Here is a 15,890-nt window from a genome sequence, read left to right on the forward strand (position 1 = left end):
AGCGCGCTTGAATGGGCAAGTCTTGAACGTATACGACATCGTGCAAGCAGTCCGATTTTCGTTACAATCGTTGCCATGTCCACTGCCACCACCCCTGTCACGCGCCTGATCGCGCCGCGCCTGGCGCTCGCTTCATGCGTGCGCGCCTTTCTCGTGCGCGACACCACGGCTTGCGCACCGCTGCCGCCGGCGCAGCGCCTCAATCGCTTTCCGGCCGCACCGATGTGCAGCATCGCCTGGACCATCTCGGGTGAGCTGGAAGCGGCTGCGCCCGGCTTGAGCTTGGCTGACGTACGCATGCCATCGGCGCTGTTTGGCGGCCCCCGTTCGTATCCTCTGGTCAGCTACAATCCCGGCCCCGTGCACTCGTTTATCGTCATGTTTTATCCGGCCGCCCTGCATGCCTTGACGGGCGTGGCCATGTCGCCGCTGCTGGACCAGTTCCGTCCATTCGACGAGCTGTTCGACGCCGACTGGCAGGCGTTGTCGCAGGCCGTGCTGGCCGCGCCCAGCGATGAGGCAAGGGTGGCGCTGGTGGAAAGCTTCCTGGCGCCGCGCTGGCAACTGGCGCGCCAGCAGGACGACCATCCAGCCAGCGCCGTCCAAGACTGGGTGCGGCGCCTTGGTGTGCAGGCGACGTCGAATGGATTGGCCAGCGGCGCGCGCAATATCGAGCGTCGCATCAAGACCTGGGCTGGCCAGCCCATGCGCACCCTGCGCCGCATGCGCCGCGCCGAGCAGCTGTTTCTGGACGAGCGAGATGCCATGCTGGAAGGCAAGGTTTCGTGGTCTGATCTGGCGGCCCAGGGCGGCTATGCCGACCAGGCGCATTTTTGCCGCGAGACGCGCGAGATTACGGGCTTGAGCCCGACCGAGCTGGCGCTGGCGAGCAGGAACGACGAAAGTTACTGGATTTATCGGATATGGACCTGATGCCAGGGTCCGTACGATAGAAAATCACTTGCATGCAGGCACTACCGCCGGTATCTTGTGGTTCAGCCATGGCTGTGTTGCCTGGCATTTCAGGAGGATCGCGAGTGACCAGTTTCCGCAACAATACCGACCGCCTGCTTGAAGTAAGGCTGCAGGACGAGAAAGTGCTGGCGATCGCCGGCGCCATGGTCGCCTACACGGGCAGCATCAAGTTTGAAAAATCCCTGCTCGGTGGCGAAGGCATTTTTGGCGCACTCAAGCGCAAGGTGACCAATGAAGGCATGCAGCTGATGCAGGCCTCCGGCAACGGCACCGTGTTCTTTGCGCAGAATGCGTTCGAGATCACCGTGCTGGCGCTGGCCGGCGAAAAGCTGACCATTGAAAGCAGCAGCCTGCTGGCCTACGACACCAGCTTGAAAACCGGCACCAGCTTTGCCGGCCTGCGCGGCGCCAGCTCGGGCCAGGGCCTGTTTTCCACCACGGTGGAGGGCAACGGCAATATCGCCGTCATTTCGCAGGGCAACCTGATCATGCTGGAAGTGACGCCGTCGACACCACTGCGCGTGGACCCGGACGCCTTTGTCGGCTTCAAGGGCGATATCCGCCAGGAATTCGTGTTCGACGTCAACTGGCGCACGATGATAGGACAAAGCTCGGGCGAGTCCTACCAGCACAAATTCACCGGCCAGGGCGTGGTGTATATCCAGCCCGCCGAACGTTAAGCAGCCAGGAGCCACGCGATGCCGGTTTATCAGCAGATCAATGAAAAGATGCTCGAGGTCAAACTCAGCAACGAAGAAGTATTCGCACGCAAGGGCGCCATGGTGTCCTACCAGGGCGACGTGCAATTCAGCCGTTCCTTCCTGGCGGGCCAGGGCGTGCAAAGCCTGGCCATGCGCGCCGTCACCAATGAAGGCTATGCCATGATGGCCGCCAAGGGCAGCGGCAGCGTGTACTACGCGCACGCCGGCCTGTTCGTCACCATTATTCCCGTGCGCGGCGAAACCCTGTACGTGGAAAGCGATACGCTGCTGGCGTTCGACGCACGCCTGACGGCAGGTACCATGTTCCTCGGCAACCAGGGTGGCATCCAGGGCGTGGTGCGTGGTGCGGTCTCGGGCCAGGGCCTGTTTACCACCACCTTGCAAGGCACGGGCGAAGTGGCGATTTTGTCCGACGGCAATACCATCGGCCTGCCGGTGACGCCCGACGTGCCAGTGTTTGTCGACCCGCAAGCCTATATCGGCCATACGGGGCAACTGAGTTCGACCATCGTCACAGACCTGAACTGGAAAACCTTCGTGGGGCAAGCTTCGGGCGAATCGTACCAGGTGAAATTTACGGGCCAGGGAACGGTCTATATCCAAGCGAGCGAAAGGTAAGCCATGACGATCTACAATCCCTCCACCTTGCCGAAAAACGATAACCTGAATCGCTTCTCGTACGTGATCGATGTCAAGGAACAGATCTTCATTCGCAAGGGCAAGATGATCGCCTTTTATGGCGAGCTGCGTTTCGAAGCCATGGGTAGCAGCGTGCTTGATCTGATCGTGCGCACCGCCTTCAATGCGCCCAAGTATGTACACCATTTCGTGGTCGCGAACGGACAAGGCCAGCTGATCCTGGGCGACAACGGCAATGACCTGGCCTGCTACGACCTCGACAACGCCAACATGACCATCCGCGCCAAGAACCTGCTGGGTTTTACCAAGGACGTGATCTGCCAGGAATCGACTCTGCCCGGCTATCTGACCATGATAGGCACAGGCAAAGTCATCGCTTCCTCGAATGGCCCGGTGCATTTCCTGGAATTGCCGTGCCGGGTCGACGAGCAGGCCGTGCTGGGTTGGGCCGATTGCCCCAGCCCGTCGTATCACTACGATTATGCCCACGTGCAGGGCTGGGCCTCGGCGGCCGGCGCGCTGACGGGCTTTACCCTGTCGGGCGAAGAAAAGCAGATCGATTTCACGGGCGCCGGCACGGTGCTGGTGCAGTCGTCGGAACTGGACATGGAGGGCAGTTCAACGCTGTCGCACCTGCTGTCGCAACTGCCGATGCTGGGGCCGGACGACCTGAACAAGCTCAGTGTCTCGGCGCAGCAGCAGATGAAGGAAAACCGTTAGTCAGCCGCCTGCGCTCGCCAGTTCGGCGAGCGCTTCTCCAGGAAGGCATTGATGCCTTCATTGGCGTCTTCCTCCATCATGTTTTTCGCCATCACGTCACCCGCATACGCATAGGCATCGGCCAGCGCCATCTGGCGCTGGCGGTAAAACATTGCCTTGCCGTGGCGTACGGCAGCAGGGCTTTTGTCCATGATGCTTTGCGCCAGCAGCGCTACCTGCTCGTCGAGCGCTTCGTCGGGCACGGCGGTATTGATGAGGCCCCAGTGGGCGGCCGTGATCGCATCGACAAAGCGGCCCGTCATCAGCATCTCGAAGGCGCGCTTGGCCGACACATTGCGCGACAGTGCCACCGATGGCGTGGCGCAGAACAGGCCCACATTGATGCCGGATACGGCAAAGCGCGCCGATGCGCCCGCTACCGCCAGGTCGCAGCTGGCTACCAGCTGGCAGCCGGCCGCCGTGGCGATGCCATGCACGCGCGCAATCACCGGTACCGGCAACTCCTGTATCGAGCGCATCACCTGCGAGCATTGCGCAAACAACGCCTGGTAATACGCCAGCTCGCGCGTGGCCTGCATTTCGCGCAGGTCGTGGCCGGCGCAAAACGCCTTGCCATCGGCGGCCAGTATCACGCAGCGTACCTCGGGCTGGTTGGCGATGATGTCCAGTTCAGCTTGCAGTGCCGCCAGCATGGCTTCCGACAAGGCATTCAATTGCAGCGGCCGGTTCAGGCGCAGGGTGACCAGGCCAGCGGCGTTGTCGCGCAGTACCAGTGGCCCGTACTCATCGGTGTTCATGCTGTCTCCTTCGTATGGTGGTTGTTCGAAGATGATAGCGCATTGTCACTACCGTATTGCTTCTGGCAACGGGGGCAAAAAAAACTGCGCCGCTGGGTCTTGCCAAGGTAGGCCTTGTGCAGCGCAATATGGCAGCGCGGGCAGATTTTTTTGGCATGGGCGAGCCAGTGCGCCTTGAGCGTGAATTCCTTTTTCCACTGCAAGAAATCGAAGCTGTATTGCCGCGCCTCTTCGACCAGTGCGCGCAGCTTGGGGGCGGGCAGGGCGCCGATGGTGGATAAAGGATGGACGCGGATGCGGAACAGCACTTCGTTCTTGATGATATTGCCGACGCCGGCAAACAATTCCTGGTCCAGCAATGCGTCACAGACCAGCATGTCGGGCCGGGCGCGCAGCTTCTTGCGCGCAAGCGCCGCATCCCAGGCGTCGTTCATCACGTCGACGCGCCAGTCATATTCAGCGTCGAGATCCTCGCCAATTTCCTTGATGGAGCAGGCGTAGAAATTGAGTTCGTCGCCATCATCGAAAATCAGTTGCAGGCGCGCGACGGCATCCTTGCGCTCGTTGATGCGGTAGCTGCCGAACAGCAGGAAGTGGATGCGCAGCGAGCGGTCCGCCAGCCGCAGCAGAAAGTGCTTGCCCCAACTGGCGACGCCCAGCAGCGGCTGGCCTTCCAGTTCATCGATATGGACGGTTTTACTGTTGCCGCTGGCGTGCGCGATGGTCTTGCCTTCAAACGGCATGGCCAGTTCGCGCAGGATGACGATAGACGGTCCTTCGGGCATGGTGTCCTCCATGAATGGCGCGGCGCAATGCCGGACCCTTCCATGGAGTGTGGTGAAAAATCAGCGATGGCGGCGCACCGCAGGAAGCTGGCTGCGGCTTATTTTGCGGCGCTGACGCTGCCGATGCCGGCTACCGATTTATGCACCACCTTCGGCTTGCCGTAGTACACCAGTTCGCCCATGCCGCGTACCACGGCGTTCAGTTCGCCCGAGGAATAGACCTTGACCGAACCGATGCCATCGAAATTGACATCAACGTTTTTTGCCAGCAAGGCCTGTGTATCGACTTCGCCCACGCCCTGCGCTTTCAGGCGCAGCCAGTCGATCTTGCCGTCGGCCAGGAGGCGCCCCGCACCCTGGTAGCTGATATCGACGCGCGGGCCATTGAGCTTGGTCAGTATCTTTTCACCGGCGCCATCGGCGATCAACTTGCGCAGTTGCGGCATGGTGACGATCACGCGCGGATCGCCCTCGGTTTTCTTGATGTTCTTGTCCTTCATGGAAATTTTCAGCTCGCCGTTGACCACTTCCGTGATCACGCCACTGAGAAATTTCTGGTCGCCGCGCAATAGCAGGCTGTGCTCCTTGCCCGATTCCACCTCGATGCTGATCGGGCCACGGATATCGATTGCGTTGAACGCCGTAACTGGTCTGGTTTGCTCGTCAGCATGGACGAGCGGGCTGGCAACGAGGGCGGCGAACAGCAGTAAGTGGCGCATGGCGTTCCTTGGAAGGTTGATCCATGTATTCTAGGTTGCAATTTGAGCAAATGGGAAAATTTGCGACGAATGGCAAGAATTGTGGTTTCAGCTGCGCGCCCGGCAGCTACTGTTGGGCTATGCTGGAGGCTGACGAGTCCAGGAGCTGCCATGAAAAATTATCACAAAGAAGATTACCCCGTCGACAATATCCGCCGCTTTCTGGAACCAGGGCCGGTGGTGCTGGTCAGCTCCACCTGGAAGGGCGAAAGCGACATCATGACCATGGGCTGGCACATGATGATGGAATTTACGCCCTCGCTATTGGGTTGCTTTATTTCCGATGCCAACCACAGCTACGAGATGATCAAGCGCAGCATGGAATGCGTGATCAACCTGCCGACCGCCGACATGGTCGACCAAGTGGTGGCGATCGGCAACTGCAGCGGTGAAGACACCGATAAATTCACCGCCTTCGGCATGACGGCGCAAGCTGCCGAGAAAGTCGGCGCGCCTCTCATCGCCGAATGCTACGCCAACTTCGAATGCAAACTGGCGCAAGTGGCGGGCAACCCGAGAGGCGGATTTTTCATTTTTGAATGCGTGAAAGCCCACGTGGCGACCTCGCCCAAGCTGCCCGAAACCCTGCATTACCGGGGCAATGGCGAGTTCATGGTGTCGGGCCGGACCATCAGCCGCAAGAGCTTGATGAAGCCGGAAATGTTGTAGGTCAGCTCATCAAACCTGCTGCGCCCCCGCTCACGGCTTGCATAGCGCGCCGCTCACCGAACCGCCGATGCTCAGCCCGGTCGACAAATCAAAACCGAATTCACAGCGGTAGCCATCATGCAAGCGATGGCGGCACAGCAGCATATCGCGGTTGCGCAGGCGAATTGTCGGGTCGGCACAGCCGTCGGCCATATCGGGACCCATGGCGTCGAACATGTTTTTTGCGGCCGTTCCTGTCAAACGAAAGGCTACCTTGTTATCGCCGGGAGCAGGTGGCACGGGTGCATCGAGATACGCACCGTAAATAGTCCAGGAGCCAGAAATATCTTTCTGGACATAGTCCCAGACTGCGTGAGCATGCTGTGCGAGCAGCAGGCATAGCGTTGCGGCTAACAGCAGGCTGGCGCGTTTCAGCATACCGAGCCACCGACGCTGCGCCCTGTCAGCAAATCAAAACCGAAGTCGCAATGATAGCCATCTCCGGGATAGTAAGTACAGCTCACTTCGGCCCGTTGCCGCACCCGATAATCGCCGTCCGCTCCGCACGTATTGCGCAAGTCCGGACCCATGGCATCGAATAGCTGTTTTGCGGCTTTGCCTTCAATCCAGAAAGCGATGCGCTTGTCTTTGCTGGTCGGTGGTAAAGGATCAGCCAGCCCCCCACCGTAGATCAAATAGCGCCCTTTGACAGGCTGATAAGAAAATATCCACTTGTGTGCCGTTTGAGCGGTGGCAACGCCGAGGACGAGGAAAGAGATAACAACGAAGATGCGCTTCATGTCACCCTCTCGGCGATTTAATCGAGACATGAAAATGATCATCGTGTCGTATCAGTGGCCTGATCCGTGGGATCGTACGATCATTAAAATAAATAATCTCGATGTCGCTGAACTCAAAAAAAATGCTGATTAACTGAGCAGTCGCATCACGGTCATATTGTGCGTCAAACCTGGTCACGGCAATTTCTTTTCTATCTTTGCGCAGCAAGCGAACGTCGATATCACGCCCACTTCTGTGGCTGTTATGGCCGCTATATCTTACCCCACCGGCCAAGCTGATATTTCCAAAACCGATTTTCCGGCTATCGATACTTTGCCATTGACGTTCAACCATGAAGAGCAGGGAAAGCAACTGTGGATGAGCATACTGGCCGGCTCCCAGTGGTGGGGTGCCATAGGTGTAATAAGCTGCACCTTCAGGTAATTGTGGAAGGTTAAAGTAACCGCGCGAATCTTTGGGCTGCAGTTCCAGCATGGTTCCTCCTGAAAAAGAGGTCAATATGTTCTGCAATTGTGCCGGTTTGCCTATCTAACGTATGACGAGAAATCAAAAGTGGCGTTGATGACTGCGTGACCGCTTGAGTTTTGCGCTCGGCGGCTTGCACATTGCGTTGTGAAGCCGGGCCGGTCCAGCAGATCAAAGCCGCAGTCGCAATATGACAGGCAGCCCTTGGGCTGCCTGTGGAATAAGTCACGCGCCAAGGTCAGGCGGCCATCGCGCGCAGTATCAGGCCCGTGATATAGGCGCCGTAGGTGCCCAGCGCGTAGCCGAGCACGGCCAGCAGTACGCCTACCGGCGCCAGTGCCGGATGGAAGGCGCTGGCGATCACGGGGGCCGATGCGGCGCCGCCGATATTGGCTTGCGAGCCCACCGCCATAAAGAACAAAGGCGCGCGGATCAGTTTGGCGACCAGCAGCATCAGGCCGCCGTGGACGGCGATCCAGATCAGGCCCAGCAGGAACAGGAAAGGCTTGTCGAGCAGGGCTTTCAAGTCCATGTGCATGCCGATGGTGGCTACCAGCACGTACAGCATGGCCGAACCGATGGTCGAGGCACCGGCGCCTTCCAGGCTGCGCGCCCGGGTAAAGCTCAGCAGCAGGCCGAAGGTGGTGGCGAACACCACGATCCAGAAAAAGTTCGAGGTCAGGCTGTAATCCTGCAAGCGCCATTCAGCGGGCAGGGTAGTGATCCAGGCAATGGTGGGGCTGGCCATGAAGTGCGACAGCCCGGTCACGCCCAGGCCCACGCCGAGGATGATCATCACATCGGTCAGGGTGGCGATGCGCGCGTGCTGGGCGCGGTAGCTTTCAATGCTGTCCTTGAGTGCATTGATGGCGGACAGGTCGGCGCCCGTCCAGCGGTCAAAGGCGCCGGCACGGCCGGCCAGGAACAGCAGCACGGCAGTCCAGACATTGGCCACCAGCACATCGACGGCGACAAACTGGCCGAACAGGGTGGCGTCTACCTCGAACACTTCTTTCATCGCCGCCTGGTTGGCGCCGCCGCCTATCCACGAGCCGGCCACGGTGGTCATGCCGCGCCAGGTGTCGCCGGCCACCGTTTCCGGGTGAATCAAACGCATGGCTTCGAACGATACCAGGGCGCCCAACATCACGCCCAGCGTGCCGGTCAGAAACATGATAATGGCTTTGGGTCCCAGGCGGATGATGCCACCGAAATCGATGGCCACGCACAGCAGTACCAGCGCGCTGGGCAGCAGGTAGTCGCGCGCCATGGCATACAGGCCAGAGGCGTTGCCGTCGATAATGCCGAAGGTGTTGAGCAGCGCCGGTATCAGGTAGCACATCAGCAGCGACGGCACATAGGCATAGAATTTTTTCCAGAAGCCTGAGGTGCGCGAGGCAGACCAGAATACGGGCCCCAGGGTCATGGCAAGCAGGCCGAGGACAACGGCGTCGTTGGTGATCAGGGCTGGTGTGGCAGGTGGCATCGGCGATTCCGGTGGACGTGTCAGGGACGACCGGGATGCGGATAGCGGCCCCGGGCGTGGCTTGGCCGTATCGTATAACAATGTTGCTGCTGCTCTTATATTTTCAGGCCTGCCACCGCACTTGCAATGCACTTACATGTAACGCGCCAGCAAAGCCCGTTCCAGCGCCCCGTCGAGCTCGATGCGCACGAAGTGTCCGCTGCCCGGCGCCACGCCGATGTCTTCACCGGCATCGTTCAGCATGCGCGCAATGGTGATATCGCGGTTGCCCGACGGATGCATAACCTCGATGCGGTCGCCGACGGCAAAGCGGTTTTTCACGTCGACTCTGGCCCAGCCTTTTTCCACTTTCAATACATCGCCCACGTACTGGCTGCGGTCTGTCTCGGAGGCGCCGCGCATATAGTTCTGGTGAGTCTGCGTATGGTGGCGCTGGTAAAAACCGTCGGTGTAGCCGCGGTTGGCCAGCCCTTGCAATTGCCCCAGCAGAGAGATGTCGAACGGACGGCCGGCCACGGCGTCGTCGATTGCCTGGCGATACACTTGCGCGGTGCGCGCCGCGTAGTACAGCGACTTGGTGCGCCCTTCGACCTTCAGCGAGTCGACGCCGATTTTCACCAGGCGTTCGATATGCTCGACGGCGCGCAAGTCCTTCGAATTCATGATGTAGGTGCCGTGCTCGTCTTCCAGGATCGGCATCAGCTGGCCCGGGCGCTGCGCTTCTTCGATCAGGTAGGGCTGGTCGGCCAGCGGGTGGCGCGGCTGCTGGTGCAGGGCGGAAAATCCATTCGCCTGTTCCAGTGCCTGTTCAAATTTCAGCGTTATCACCTGCATCGCGCCCAGGTCGCCGCTGGCATCCTCGCTGGCGTTTTTCACCTTGTAATCCCAGCGGCAGGAATTGGTGCAGGTGCCCTGGTTCGGATCGCGGTGATTGAAGTAGCCCGACAGCAGGCAACGTCCAGAATAGGCGATGCACAGCGCGCCGTGGACGAATACTTCCAGTTCCATTTCCGGGCAGCGCTGGCGGATTTCCTCGATCTCGTCGAGCGACAGTTCGCGCGACAAAATCACGCGCGTCAGGCCCATGCGGTGCCAGAATTTCACATCAGCCCAGTTGACGGCATTGGCCTGCACCGACAGGTGCACGGGGACTTCCGGCCACTTGTCACGCACCATCATGATCAGGCCGGGGTCGGCCATGATCAACGCATCGGGGCGCATGGCGATCACCGGTTCCATATCGCGCAAATACGTTTTCAGCTTGGCGTTATGGGCGAAGATATTGCTGGCAACAAAAAACTGCTTGCCGCGCGCATGCGCGCCGTCGATACCTTCCTGCAGCGCCTGCAAGGTGGAAAAGTCGTTATTGCGCACGCGCAGGCTGTAGCGCGGCTGACCCGCGTAGACGGCGTCGGCGCCGTAATCGAAGGCGGCGTGCATCTTGTCCAGCGAGCCGGCAGGCAGGAGTAATTCGGGAGCGTGGCGCATGGTGGAATCGGCAAAGCCGACGATTGTAGGCCGGTGCCGGCGTCAGTGCTTTGCCTTGGATCAATGAATTGCTATTGCATTTCGTGGCCAGGAAGTGACAAGTGGTAAACGAAAGCTTGTGACAGCCTCAGTTTTAAATGATAATAGTTCTCATTTAATGGCGGAGGGTGTCGGGTGGAGGTCAGTTATGAGAGTCTGTATCGTGAGCACAACGGCTGGCTCAATGGCTGGCTGCGCGTGCGGCTAGGGCATTGCTCGCATCGCGCCGCCGATTTTGTGCAGGACACTTTCGTACGCCTTTTGCAGTCCGGTACCAAAGCTGCCGAGATCACGCAACCGAAATCTTACCTGGCCACTATTGCGCGCGGGCTGATGGTCGACCATTTCCGCCGCAGCGATCTGGAACAGGCTTACCTGGCCGAACTGGCGCTGATGCCCGAAGCGCTGCAGCCGTCACCTGAAGAGCGCGCCATCCTGCTGGAAACCTTGCTGGCCATCGACCGCATGCTGGCCGGGCTGGGGCCGAAAGTACGGCAGGCCTTTTTGCTGGCGCAGATCGACGGCCTTGACTATGCGACCATTGCCCTGGAGCTTGATGTATCGGTCAGCAGCGTCAAACAATATATGCGCAAGGCAGTGCTGCAATGTCTGAAATGTCTTTAGTCCCGGCGGACGTCGACGAGCGGCACCTGGAAGCGGCGGCGGACTGGTTTGTGACGCTGGCCGAAGACGGCGGTGCCGATGCGCTGCGCCGCTGGCAGCTGTGGATTGACGCGGCGCCCGCGCATCAGCAGGCGTGGGCAAAAGTCGAGCGGCTGCAAAGCCTGCTTGCCGGTGCGCCCTTGCAGGCCGCCCATATTCTGCGTACGCCTGTGCATGAATCGCGCAAAAGAAAACCTGAACGTCAATCACGGCGCCAGTTGATGGCTTGCATCGGCGTGGCCTTCACCACCGGCATGGGCTGGGCCTTGCTGCCGGCCGCACCCGAGCGCGCGCCGATACGCTGGCTGGCCAGCGCGCGCGGCGAGCGCCGCCTGGTGACCTTGCCGGACGGCGCTCGTGCCTGGCTCGGTTCCAACACACGCGTGGGCCTGGACTACGATGGTGACAAACGCACTATCTACCTGGCCCAGGGTGTGCTGCAGCTGACCACCGGCAGCGATGCGAAAAAGCGGCCCTTGCGTATTATTTCGCGCGATGGCGTGGTGCGGCCGCTGGGCACGCGTTTGACGATCAGCCAGTTTGCCGCGCATACCATGCTGACGGTGCAGCAGCATGCGGCCCAGGTGCAAACGCCCGGCGGCCCGGTGGTGACGGTGAACGCCGGCCAGCGCGTGCGCTTTGCCAGCAGCGGCTGCGGCCGAGTACAGCGCTCGCCGGTGGCCGACGACGCCTGGACCAAAGGTTTGCTGATGGCGCTCGATACGCCACTGCCCGAGTTTGCGGCCCAGTTTGCCCTGCATTCGGGGCAGGCGGTCGAGGTGGCGCCGCTACTTGCCAGCCGCCGTGTTTCCGGAACCTACCAGATCGATGCGCCGGAAGTGTCGCTGCAAACGCTGGCCGAGGTGCTGGCGATCCGCGCCGAACGCAGTGGGGCTGGCTGGCGATTGCGTCCCCGCTAAAATATTCTTGGCTATGTCACCATCAAGTGTGGAAAGGATCCCATGGTGGCTTTTAGCAAGCTTTCCGGGGACAAGATTCTCCTGGCGTCGAGTATCCACCGCCAGCCCAGATAACTGGGCAGATAGCGTGTTGCTACGCCATGAAATGGGCGCAGCCATCCGCGCAGGCGGCTGTGATACGCATTGACGTTTTGCACATGGATCGTGCCACGCACACGGATGCCGGCCCGTAAGTTCACTGCGGCGTGCATGACGCCAATTTCCCGGGCAAACACGGGATACGCCGGATGGCCATCGCTGACCAGCAGAATCTCTCGGTCGATCACTGCGGGCAGGCAGGCATGCAATTTTGCCTTGCTGAGCTGGCCACGGCCGGCCACGAAATCAACGGTTTGCCCGGTGCGGTCGCGTGCCACCAGGATGCAGACATGTTCATTCGATATTCCGCGCTGGCGTGCTGTACCTCCACGCCGCCGTGCCGGACGGGTCAAGTGCCGCGATCCTTTCTGTGATTCAAGCAGATACATCTCATCGGCTTCGGCAATGCCGTGCAGGCAGCGCGGCCGGTCGTTTTTTGCCAGCGCAAGAAAACGATGGCGCCAGCGGAAGCTGGTGTTGCGATGGATCTGCAGTTGGTCGGCCGCCTTGCGCACGGAAAACGATTCGAGCAGGCAACTGGCGTAGGCCAGCCAGCGTGTCTTGTGGTGCAGATGCGCCAGCGGCGTGCCGCTCAAGGCATTGAATGTTTTCCGGCAGGACACGCAACGATAACGCTGCAAGCCATGGGCAGGGCCGTGCCGGTGGACACGCGTGGCGCCACAGGCCGGGCAATGCAGGTGTGCCAGCGCCGTCTGCTCGATCAGGGCGATGGCCGCATCCTGCCCGGTGCTGCCCTGCAACAGCGCGATGCCAGCCAGGCGCTGGCGCTGCGACAATTGCGAGAACTGTCCGATCAACGTGTGCCATTGAACTGCGTCCATGATCGTCTCCTGAAAGAAGAATTCTGATCAGTTAGACGTCGGCAATTTCAGATGGTTTCCACTCTTTTCGGTGACATAGCCAATATTCTTTGCCAGCGACTGTACTTTTTCGCTGCTGCTACGGCCTACAGATAAGCCCATTATTTGTAGACGAAAAATGAATCCTGTTGCCGATAGCGCTGTCCCCGTTTCTTTTCCTGTACGCAAACTACGTCCCCTGCTGGCGGCCCTGCTCAGCGCTGGCGTGATCCTGCCTGCCTTTGCTACCGACCCGGTCGCCGCCAACGTGCGTGCGGCGCCGGCGAAAACCTATGCGCTGGGCTCTGCACCGCTGGCCGATGTGCTGAACCGTTTTGCTGCCGAGTCCGGCGTCATCCTGGTGTTTGACGCTGCCTTGCTGCAGGGTGTGCAGTCGAAGGGCTTGCAAGGCAAATATAATGTGCCGTCGGGCTTCCAGTCCCTGCTGGCCGACTCGAAATTTGAAGTGGTGATGGGGGCCTCGGGCGGCTATATCCTGCGCGCCCGTGCCGCTGCCTCCGCCGGCGATGCGCGCTCGGCCGCCGAAAAGCGCCCGGCCCACACTTTGTCTGGCATTACCGTTGAAGCGACGACCTTGCCGACGGTCGAGCGCATGGACCGCGAAATGATCCGCAATATGCCGGCCATCAATGGCGACATGACCAGCCAGCTGAAACTCAATCCGAATATCCAGTACGCCGAAGCGTCGCTGTCGTCGGCCACCGGCGGTGAAATCGCGCCAGCCGAAATCAGCATCCACGGCGCCAAACCGTACCAGAATGAAATACTGGTCGATGGCATTTCGATTGCCAATGATCTCGATCCCGGCAACAAGGTCACCACCACCAGCGTCGACCAGATCCCGGGCGGCGCGCAGGCGCTGGCCATCGACGGCAGCATTTTGTGCGAGATCGACGTCAAGGACTCCAATGTCTCGGCCGAATATGGCCGTTTTACGGGCGGCGTGGTCAGCGCTACCGTCTGTTCGGCGCGCAAGAAATTCGGCGGCAATGTGTCGGTCGGTTATTCGTCTTCGAGCTGGAGCAAGCTGTTTATCGATCCGGCCCGCCAGGAAGAATTTGAAGACTCAAGCAATGCCGACTTGCAGCCGCGTTTCAAAAAATGGACCTATAAAACCACGGTGGAAGCGCGGCCGGGCGATAGCTGGGGTGTGCTGATGAATGTGATGCGCAGGAAGTCCGAAATTCCGCTCAAGCGCTTTACAACCGAAAACAGCGGCACCACCGCCAGCCGCGAAGTCACGCAGACCCGCCAGCAAGACACCTTGCTGCTGAAAGCCGACTACTCGCCGGCCGGCAGCCGCCACAAGGGCGAAGTGACGGTGGTGTATGCGCCATCGTCGAATACCTATTTCATGGAAAACTACCGCGACAGCAACTACACCATCGATAGCGGCGGCCTGAACCTGAGCGGCAAGTGGGAATCGCGCTACGACCTGGCCAGGCTGACGCACCAGCTCTCGTATTCGAAAAACGAACAGTCGCGCCGCAGCGATGTCGATTATTACCGCGCCTGGCGCTGGTCGACCGACAAGAACTGGGGCGACCCGGCTGGCAGCACCAACCCCACCAGTGGCGAGGGTGCGCGCGGCGATATCGACCAGGAAATCCAGACCATGCAGTACAAGCTGCGCGCTGCATTCGAGCCATTCAGCCTTGGCCAGACCCGGCATCGCTCAACGGTGGGCGCCGAACTGCGCCATCAGGAAGCCAATTACGAGCGCCTGAAAGACCATTTTTACTATCTGACGCCCACCAACCTGCCCACTACCGGCGCTGCCTCGCGCTGCACCCTGGCAGACGGCACCGTCGATACCGAAGCGTGTTCGGCCACCAGGACCTTGCGCTACAACGCCGGCCAGTATTTCAACCGCTTGATGCTCTATCATGCAGGCAAGTTCGACGTCACCAGCAATTCTTGGGCTGCCTATGCGGAAGACGAAGCAAGCTGGCGCAGCTTGAGCTTGCGCGTCGGCGTGCGCGGTGACAAGGACAGCCTGGCGGGCGGCGCCAACTTCGCGCCACGCCTCAAGCTGGGCTGGCAGGTCAGCGATCCCTTGTACCTCGATGTGGGCGCCAACCGCTATTACGGCCGCAATCTGTTTGCCTATGCGCTGCAGGAAAAAGCCAATACCCTGCTGACCACGCAAACGCGCACCAGCAATCTGGCGTGGGGCGCAGCCACCACCAGCAAGCCCCTGAACCGCCTGGAAGACATGAAGTCGCCATATGACGACGAGTTGACCGCCGGCGCCACGTACGAATCGGACCTGCTGGCCGGCCCCCTGAGCGTGCGCTTCACGCACCGTGACGGCAAGGATCAGGTAGTGCGTTTGCTGCGCTCGGGCCAGACCGATTGCAACAGCAACAGCTGCTATATCTTCAGCAATGACGGCGGCAGCGTCACCAGAGACGTCACCATCAGCTGGTCCAATGCGCGCGCCTTCAAGATCGGCGATGTGGCCAACCGGCTGTGGGTGGCGTTCAACAAAAGCGATGTCAAATCGAACTATGCAAGCTATGCCGAAAACTACAGCAGCGCCATGCTGCGCGACGATCTGATCCGCTACGATGGCAAGGTCATCCGCTACTCGGACCAGCCAGCGCAAAATTACAACCGTCCGTGGACCTTGCGCATCGGCGCCATGAGCACCTGGCCTGCGCACAGCCTGACCATCAGCAATATCCTGCGTCTGCGCGGCGGCTACGAGCAGATCTTGCGCAACGGTACTTTCGTCTACGAGGGCGCCACCCTGGAAAACTACGAGAAGACCCGGCTGCCGCAGGCCAATGCCATCGATACCGTCATCAACTGGAATCCGCGCGTGGTGCGCAACCAGCGCCTCGATGTGAAACTGACCATCGAAAACCTGACCAATGCCAAAAACAAGATGACCGTCAACGACACCTACGCTACCTATGAACGGGGCCGTACCTTTGCGCTGGAGATCGGCTATGGTTTCTAA

The 15,890-nt window shown here is 60.2% G+C and carries 17 protein-coding genes; 8 read left to right on the plus strand and 9 right to left on the minus strand.

The window, feature by feature from the left end; genetic code table 11:
- Positions 1 to 75: 75 nt before the first annotated feature.
- The 4 genes from ACQ4WM_RS10490 to ACQ4WM_RS10505 all read left to right on the plus strand — a co-directional run bounded on the left by ACQ4WM_RS10490 (position 76) and on the right by ACQ4WM_RS10505 (position 3,056).
- Positions 76 to 933 (plus strand): helix-turn-helix domain-containing protein, encoded by an 858-nt coding sequence (locus tag ACQ4WM_RS10490; RefSeq protein WP_436546605.1) that lies wholly within the window; start codon positions 76 to 78, stop codon positions 931 to 933.
- Positions 934 to 1,037: 104 nt separating this feature from the next.
- Complete coding sequence (locus tag ACQ4WM_RS10495) at positions 1,038 to 1,655, plus strand: AIM24 family protein (protein WP_436546606.1); 618 nt, start codon at positions 1,038 to 1,040, stop codon at positions 1,653 to 1,655.
- 18 nt (positions 1,656 to 1,673) lie between these two features.
- Positions 1,674 to 2,315, plus strand: coding sequence for an AIM24 family protein (locus ACQ4WM_RS10500; protein WP_436546607.1), 642 nt, complete (start codon positions 1,674 to 1,676; stop codon positions 2,313 to 2,315).
- Positions 2,316 to 2,318: 3 nt separating this feature from the next.
- On the plus strand, positions 2,319 to 3,056 hold the full coding sequence (locus tag ACQ4WM_RS10505) for an AIM24 family protein (protein WP_436546608.1): 738 nt from the start codon (positions 2,319 to 2,321) through the stop codon (positions 3,054 to 3,056).
- On the opposite strand, the gene ACQ4WM_RS10510 is transcribed toward ACQ4WM_RS10505, so the two are convergent.
- From ACQ4WM_RS10510 to ACQ4WM_RS10520, 3 genes are all read right to left on the minus strand, one after another.
- Entirely contained in the window at positions 3,053 to 3,853 is an 801-nt protein-coding gene (locus ACQ4WM_RS10510) for an enoyl-CoA hydratase (protein WP_436546609.1), read from the minus strand. The two genes, ACQ4WM_RS10505 and ACQ4WM_RS10510, sit on opposite strands and share 4 nt — an antisense overlap.
- Complete coding sequence (locus ACQ4WM_RS10515; protein ID WP_436546610.1) at positions 3,850 to 4,638, minus strand: DNA-formamidopyrimidine glycosylase family protein; 789 nt, start codon at positions 4,636 to 4,638, stop codon at positions 3,850 to 3,852. Before ACQ4WM_RS10515 ends, ACQ4WM_RS10510 begins: the two co-directional genes overlap by 4 nt.
- A 98-nt stretch (positions 4,639 to 4,736) precedes the next feature.
- Complete coding sequence (locus ACQ4WM_RS10520; protein WP_436546611.1) at positions 4,737 to 5,357, minus strand: head GIN domain-containing protein; 621 nt, start codon at positions 5,355 to 5,357, stop codon at positions 4,737 to 4,739.
- A gap of 150 nt (positions 5,358 to 5,507) precedes the next feature.
- Here ACQ4WM_RS10520 and ACQ4WM_RS10525 point away from each other — a divergent pair, with 150 nt between their 5' ends.
- Positions 5,508 to 6,065 carry a flavin reductase family protein gene (locus ACQ4WM_RS10525; protein WP_436546612.1) on the plus strand — a complete coding sequence of 186 codons (558 nt, stop codon included), beginning with the start codon at positions 5,508 to 5,510 and terminating at the stop codon, positions 6,063 to 6,065.
- A gap of 30 nt (positions 6,066 to 6,095) precedes the next feature.
- Here ACQ4WM_RS10525 and ACQ4WM_RS10530 read toward each other — a convergent pair whose 3' ends face one another.
- The 5 genes from ACQ4WM_RS10530 to trhP form a co-directional block, all read right to left on the minus strand.
- Positions 6,096 to 6,482, minus strand: a complete 387-nt coding sequence (locus ACQ4WM_RS10530; protein WP_436546613.1) for a hypothetical protein — start codon at positions 6,480 to 6,482, stop codon at positions 6,096 to 6,098.
- A complete protein-coding gene (locus tag ACQ4WM_RS10535; RefSeq protein WP_436546614.1) occupies positions 6,476 to 6,844 on the minus strand; it encodes a hypothetical protein in 369 nt (122 codons plus the stop codon). Before ACQ4WM_RS10535 ends, ACQ4WM_RS10530 begins: the two co-directional genes overlap by 7 nt.
- A 1-nt stretch (position 6,845) precedes the next feature.
- Positions 6,846 to 7,319, minus strand: a complete 474-nt coding sequence (locus ACQ4WM_RS10540) for a penicillin-insensitive murein endopeptidase (RefSeq protein WP_436546615.1) — start codon at positions 7,317 to 7,319, stop codon at positions 6,846 to 6,848.
- A gap of 229 nt (positions 7,320 to 7,548) precedes the next feature.
- Positions 7,549 to 8,796 (minus strand): DUF819 family protein, encoded by a 1,248-nt coding sequence (locus ACQ4WM_RS10545; RefSeq protein ID WP_436546616.1) that lies wholly within the window; start codon positions 8,794 to 8,796, stop codon positions 7,549 to 7,551.
- A gap of 132 nt (positions 8,797 to 8,928) precedes the next feature.
- Positions 8,929 to 10,284 (minus strand): prephenate-dependent tRNA uridine(34) hydroxylase TrhP, encoded by a 1,356-nt coding sequence (trhP, locus tag ACQ4WM_RS10550; RefSeq protein WP_436546617.1) that lies wholly within the window; start codon positions 10,282 to 10,284, stop codon positions 8,929 to 8,931.
- Positions 10,285 to 10,458: 174 nt separating this feature from the next.
- Here trhP and ACQ4WM_RS10555 point away from each other — a divergent pair, with 174 nt between their 5' ends.
- Positions 10,459 to 10,947, plus strand: coding sequence for a sigma-70 family RNA polymerase sigma factor (locus ACQ4WM_RS10555; protein ID WP_436546618.1), 489 nt, complete (start codon positions 10,459 to 10,461; stop codon positions 10,945 to 10,947).
- The gene (locus ACQ4WM_RS10560; protein WP_436546619.1) at positions 10,938 to 11,906 is read left to right on the plus strand and encodes a FecR domain-containing protein; all 969 of its coding nucleotides are present in this window, start codon (positions 10,938 to 10,940) and stop codon (positions 11,904 to 11,906) included. Before ACQ4WM_RS10555 ends, ACQ4WM_RS10560 begins: the two co-directional genes overlap by 10 nt.
- An 11-nt stretch (positions 11,907 to 11,917) precedes the next feature.
- Here ACQ4WM_RS10560 and ACQ4WM_RS10565 read toward each other — a convergent pair whose 3' ends face one another.
- Complete coding sequence (locus tag ACQ4WM_RS10565; protein WP_436546620.1) at positions 11,918 to 12,886, minus strand: IS1595 family transposase; 969 nt, start codon at positions 12,884 to 12,886, stop codon at positions 11,918 to 11,920.
- A gap of 157 nt (positions 12,887 to 13,043) precedes the next feature.
- On the opposite strand from ACQ4WM_RS10565, the gene ACQ4WM_RS10570 reads away from it, so the two are divergent.
- Positions 13,044 to 15,890 (plus strand): TonB-dependent receptor, encoded by a 2,847-nt coding sequence (locus ACQ4WM_RS10570; RefSeq protein WP_436546621.1) that lies wholly within the window; start codon positions 13,044 to 13,046, stop codon positions 15,888 to 15,890.

The sequence above is a fragment of the Janthinobacterium longum genome, from assembly GCF_051380735.1.
Lineage (GTDB): Bacteria > Pseudomonadota > Gammaproteobacteria > Burkholderiales > Burkholderiaceae_D > Janthinobacterium.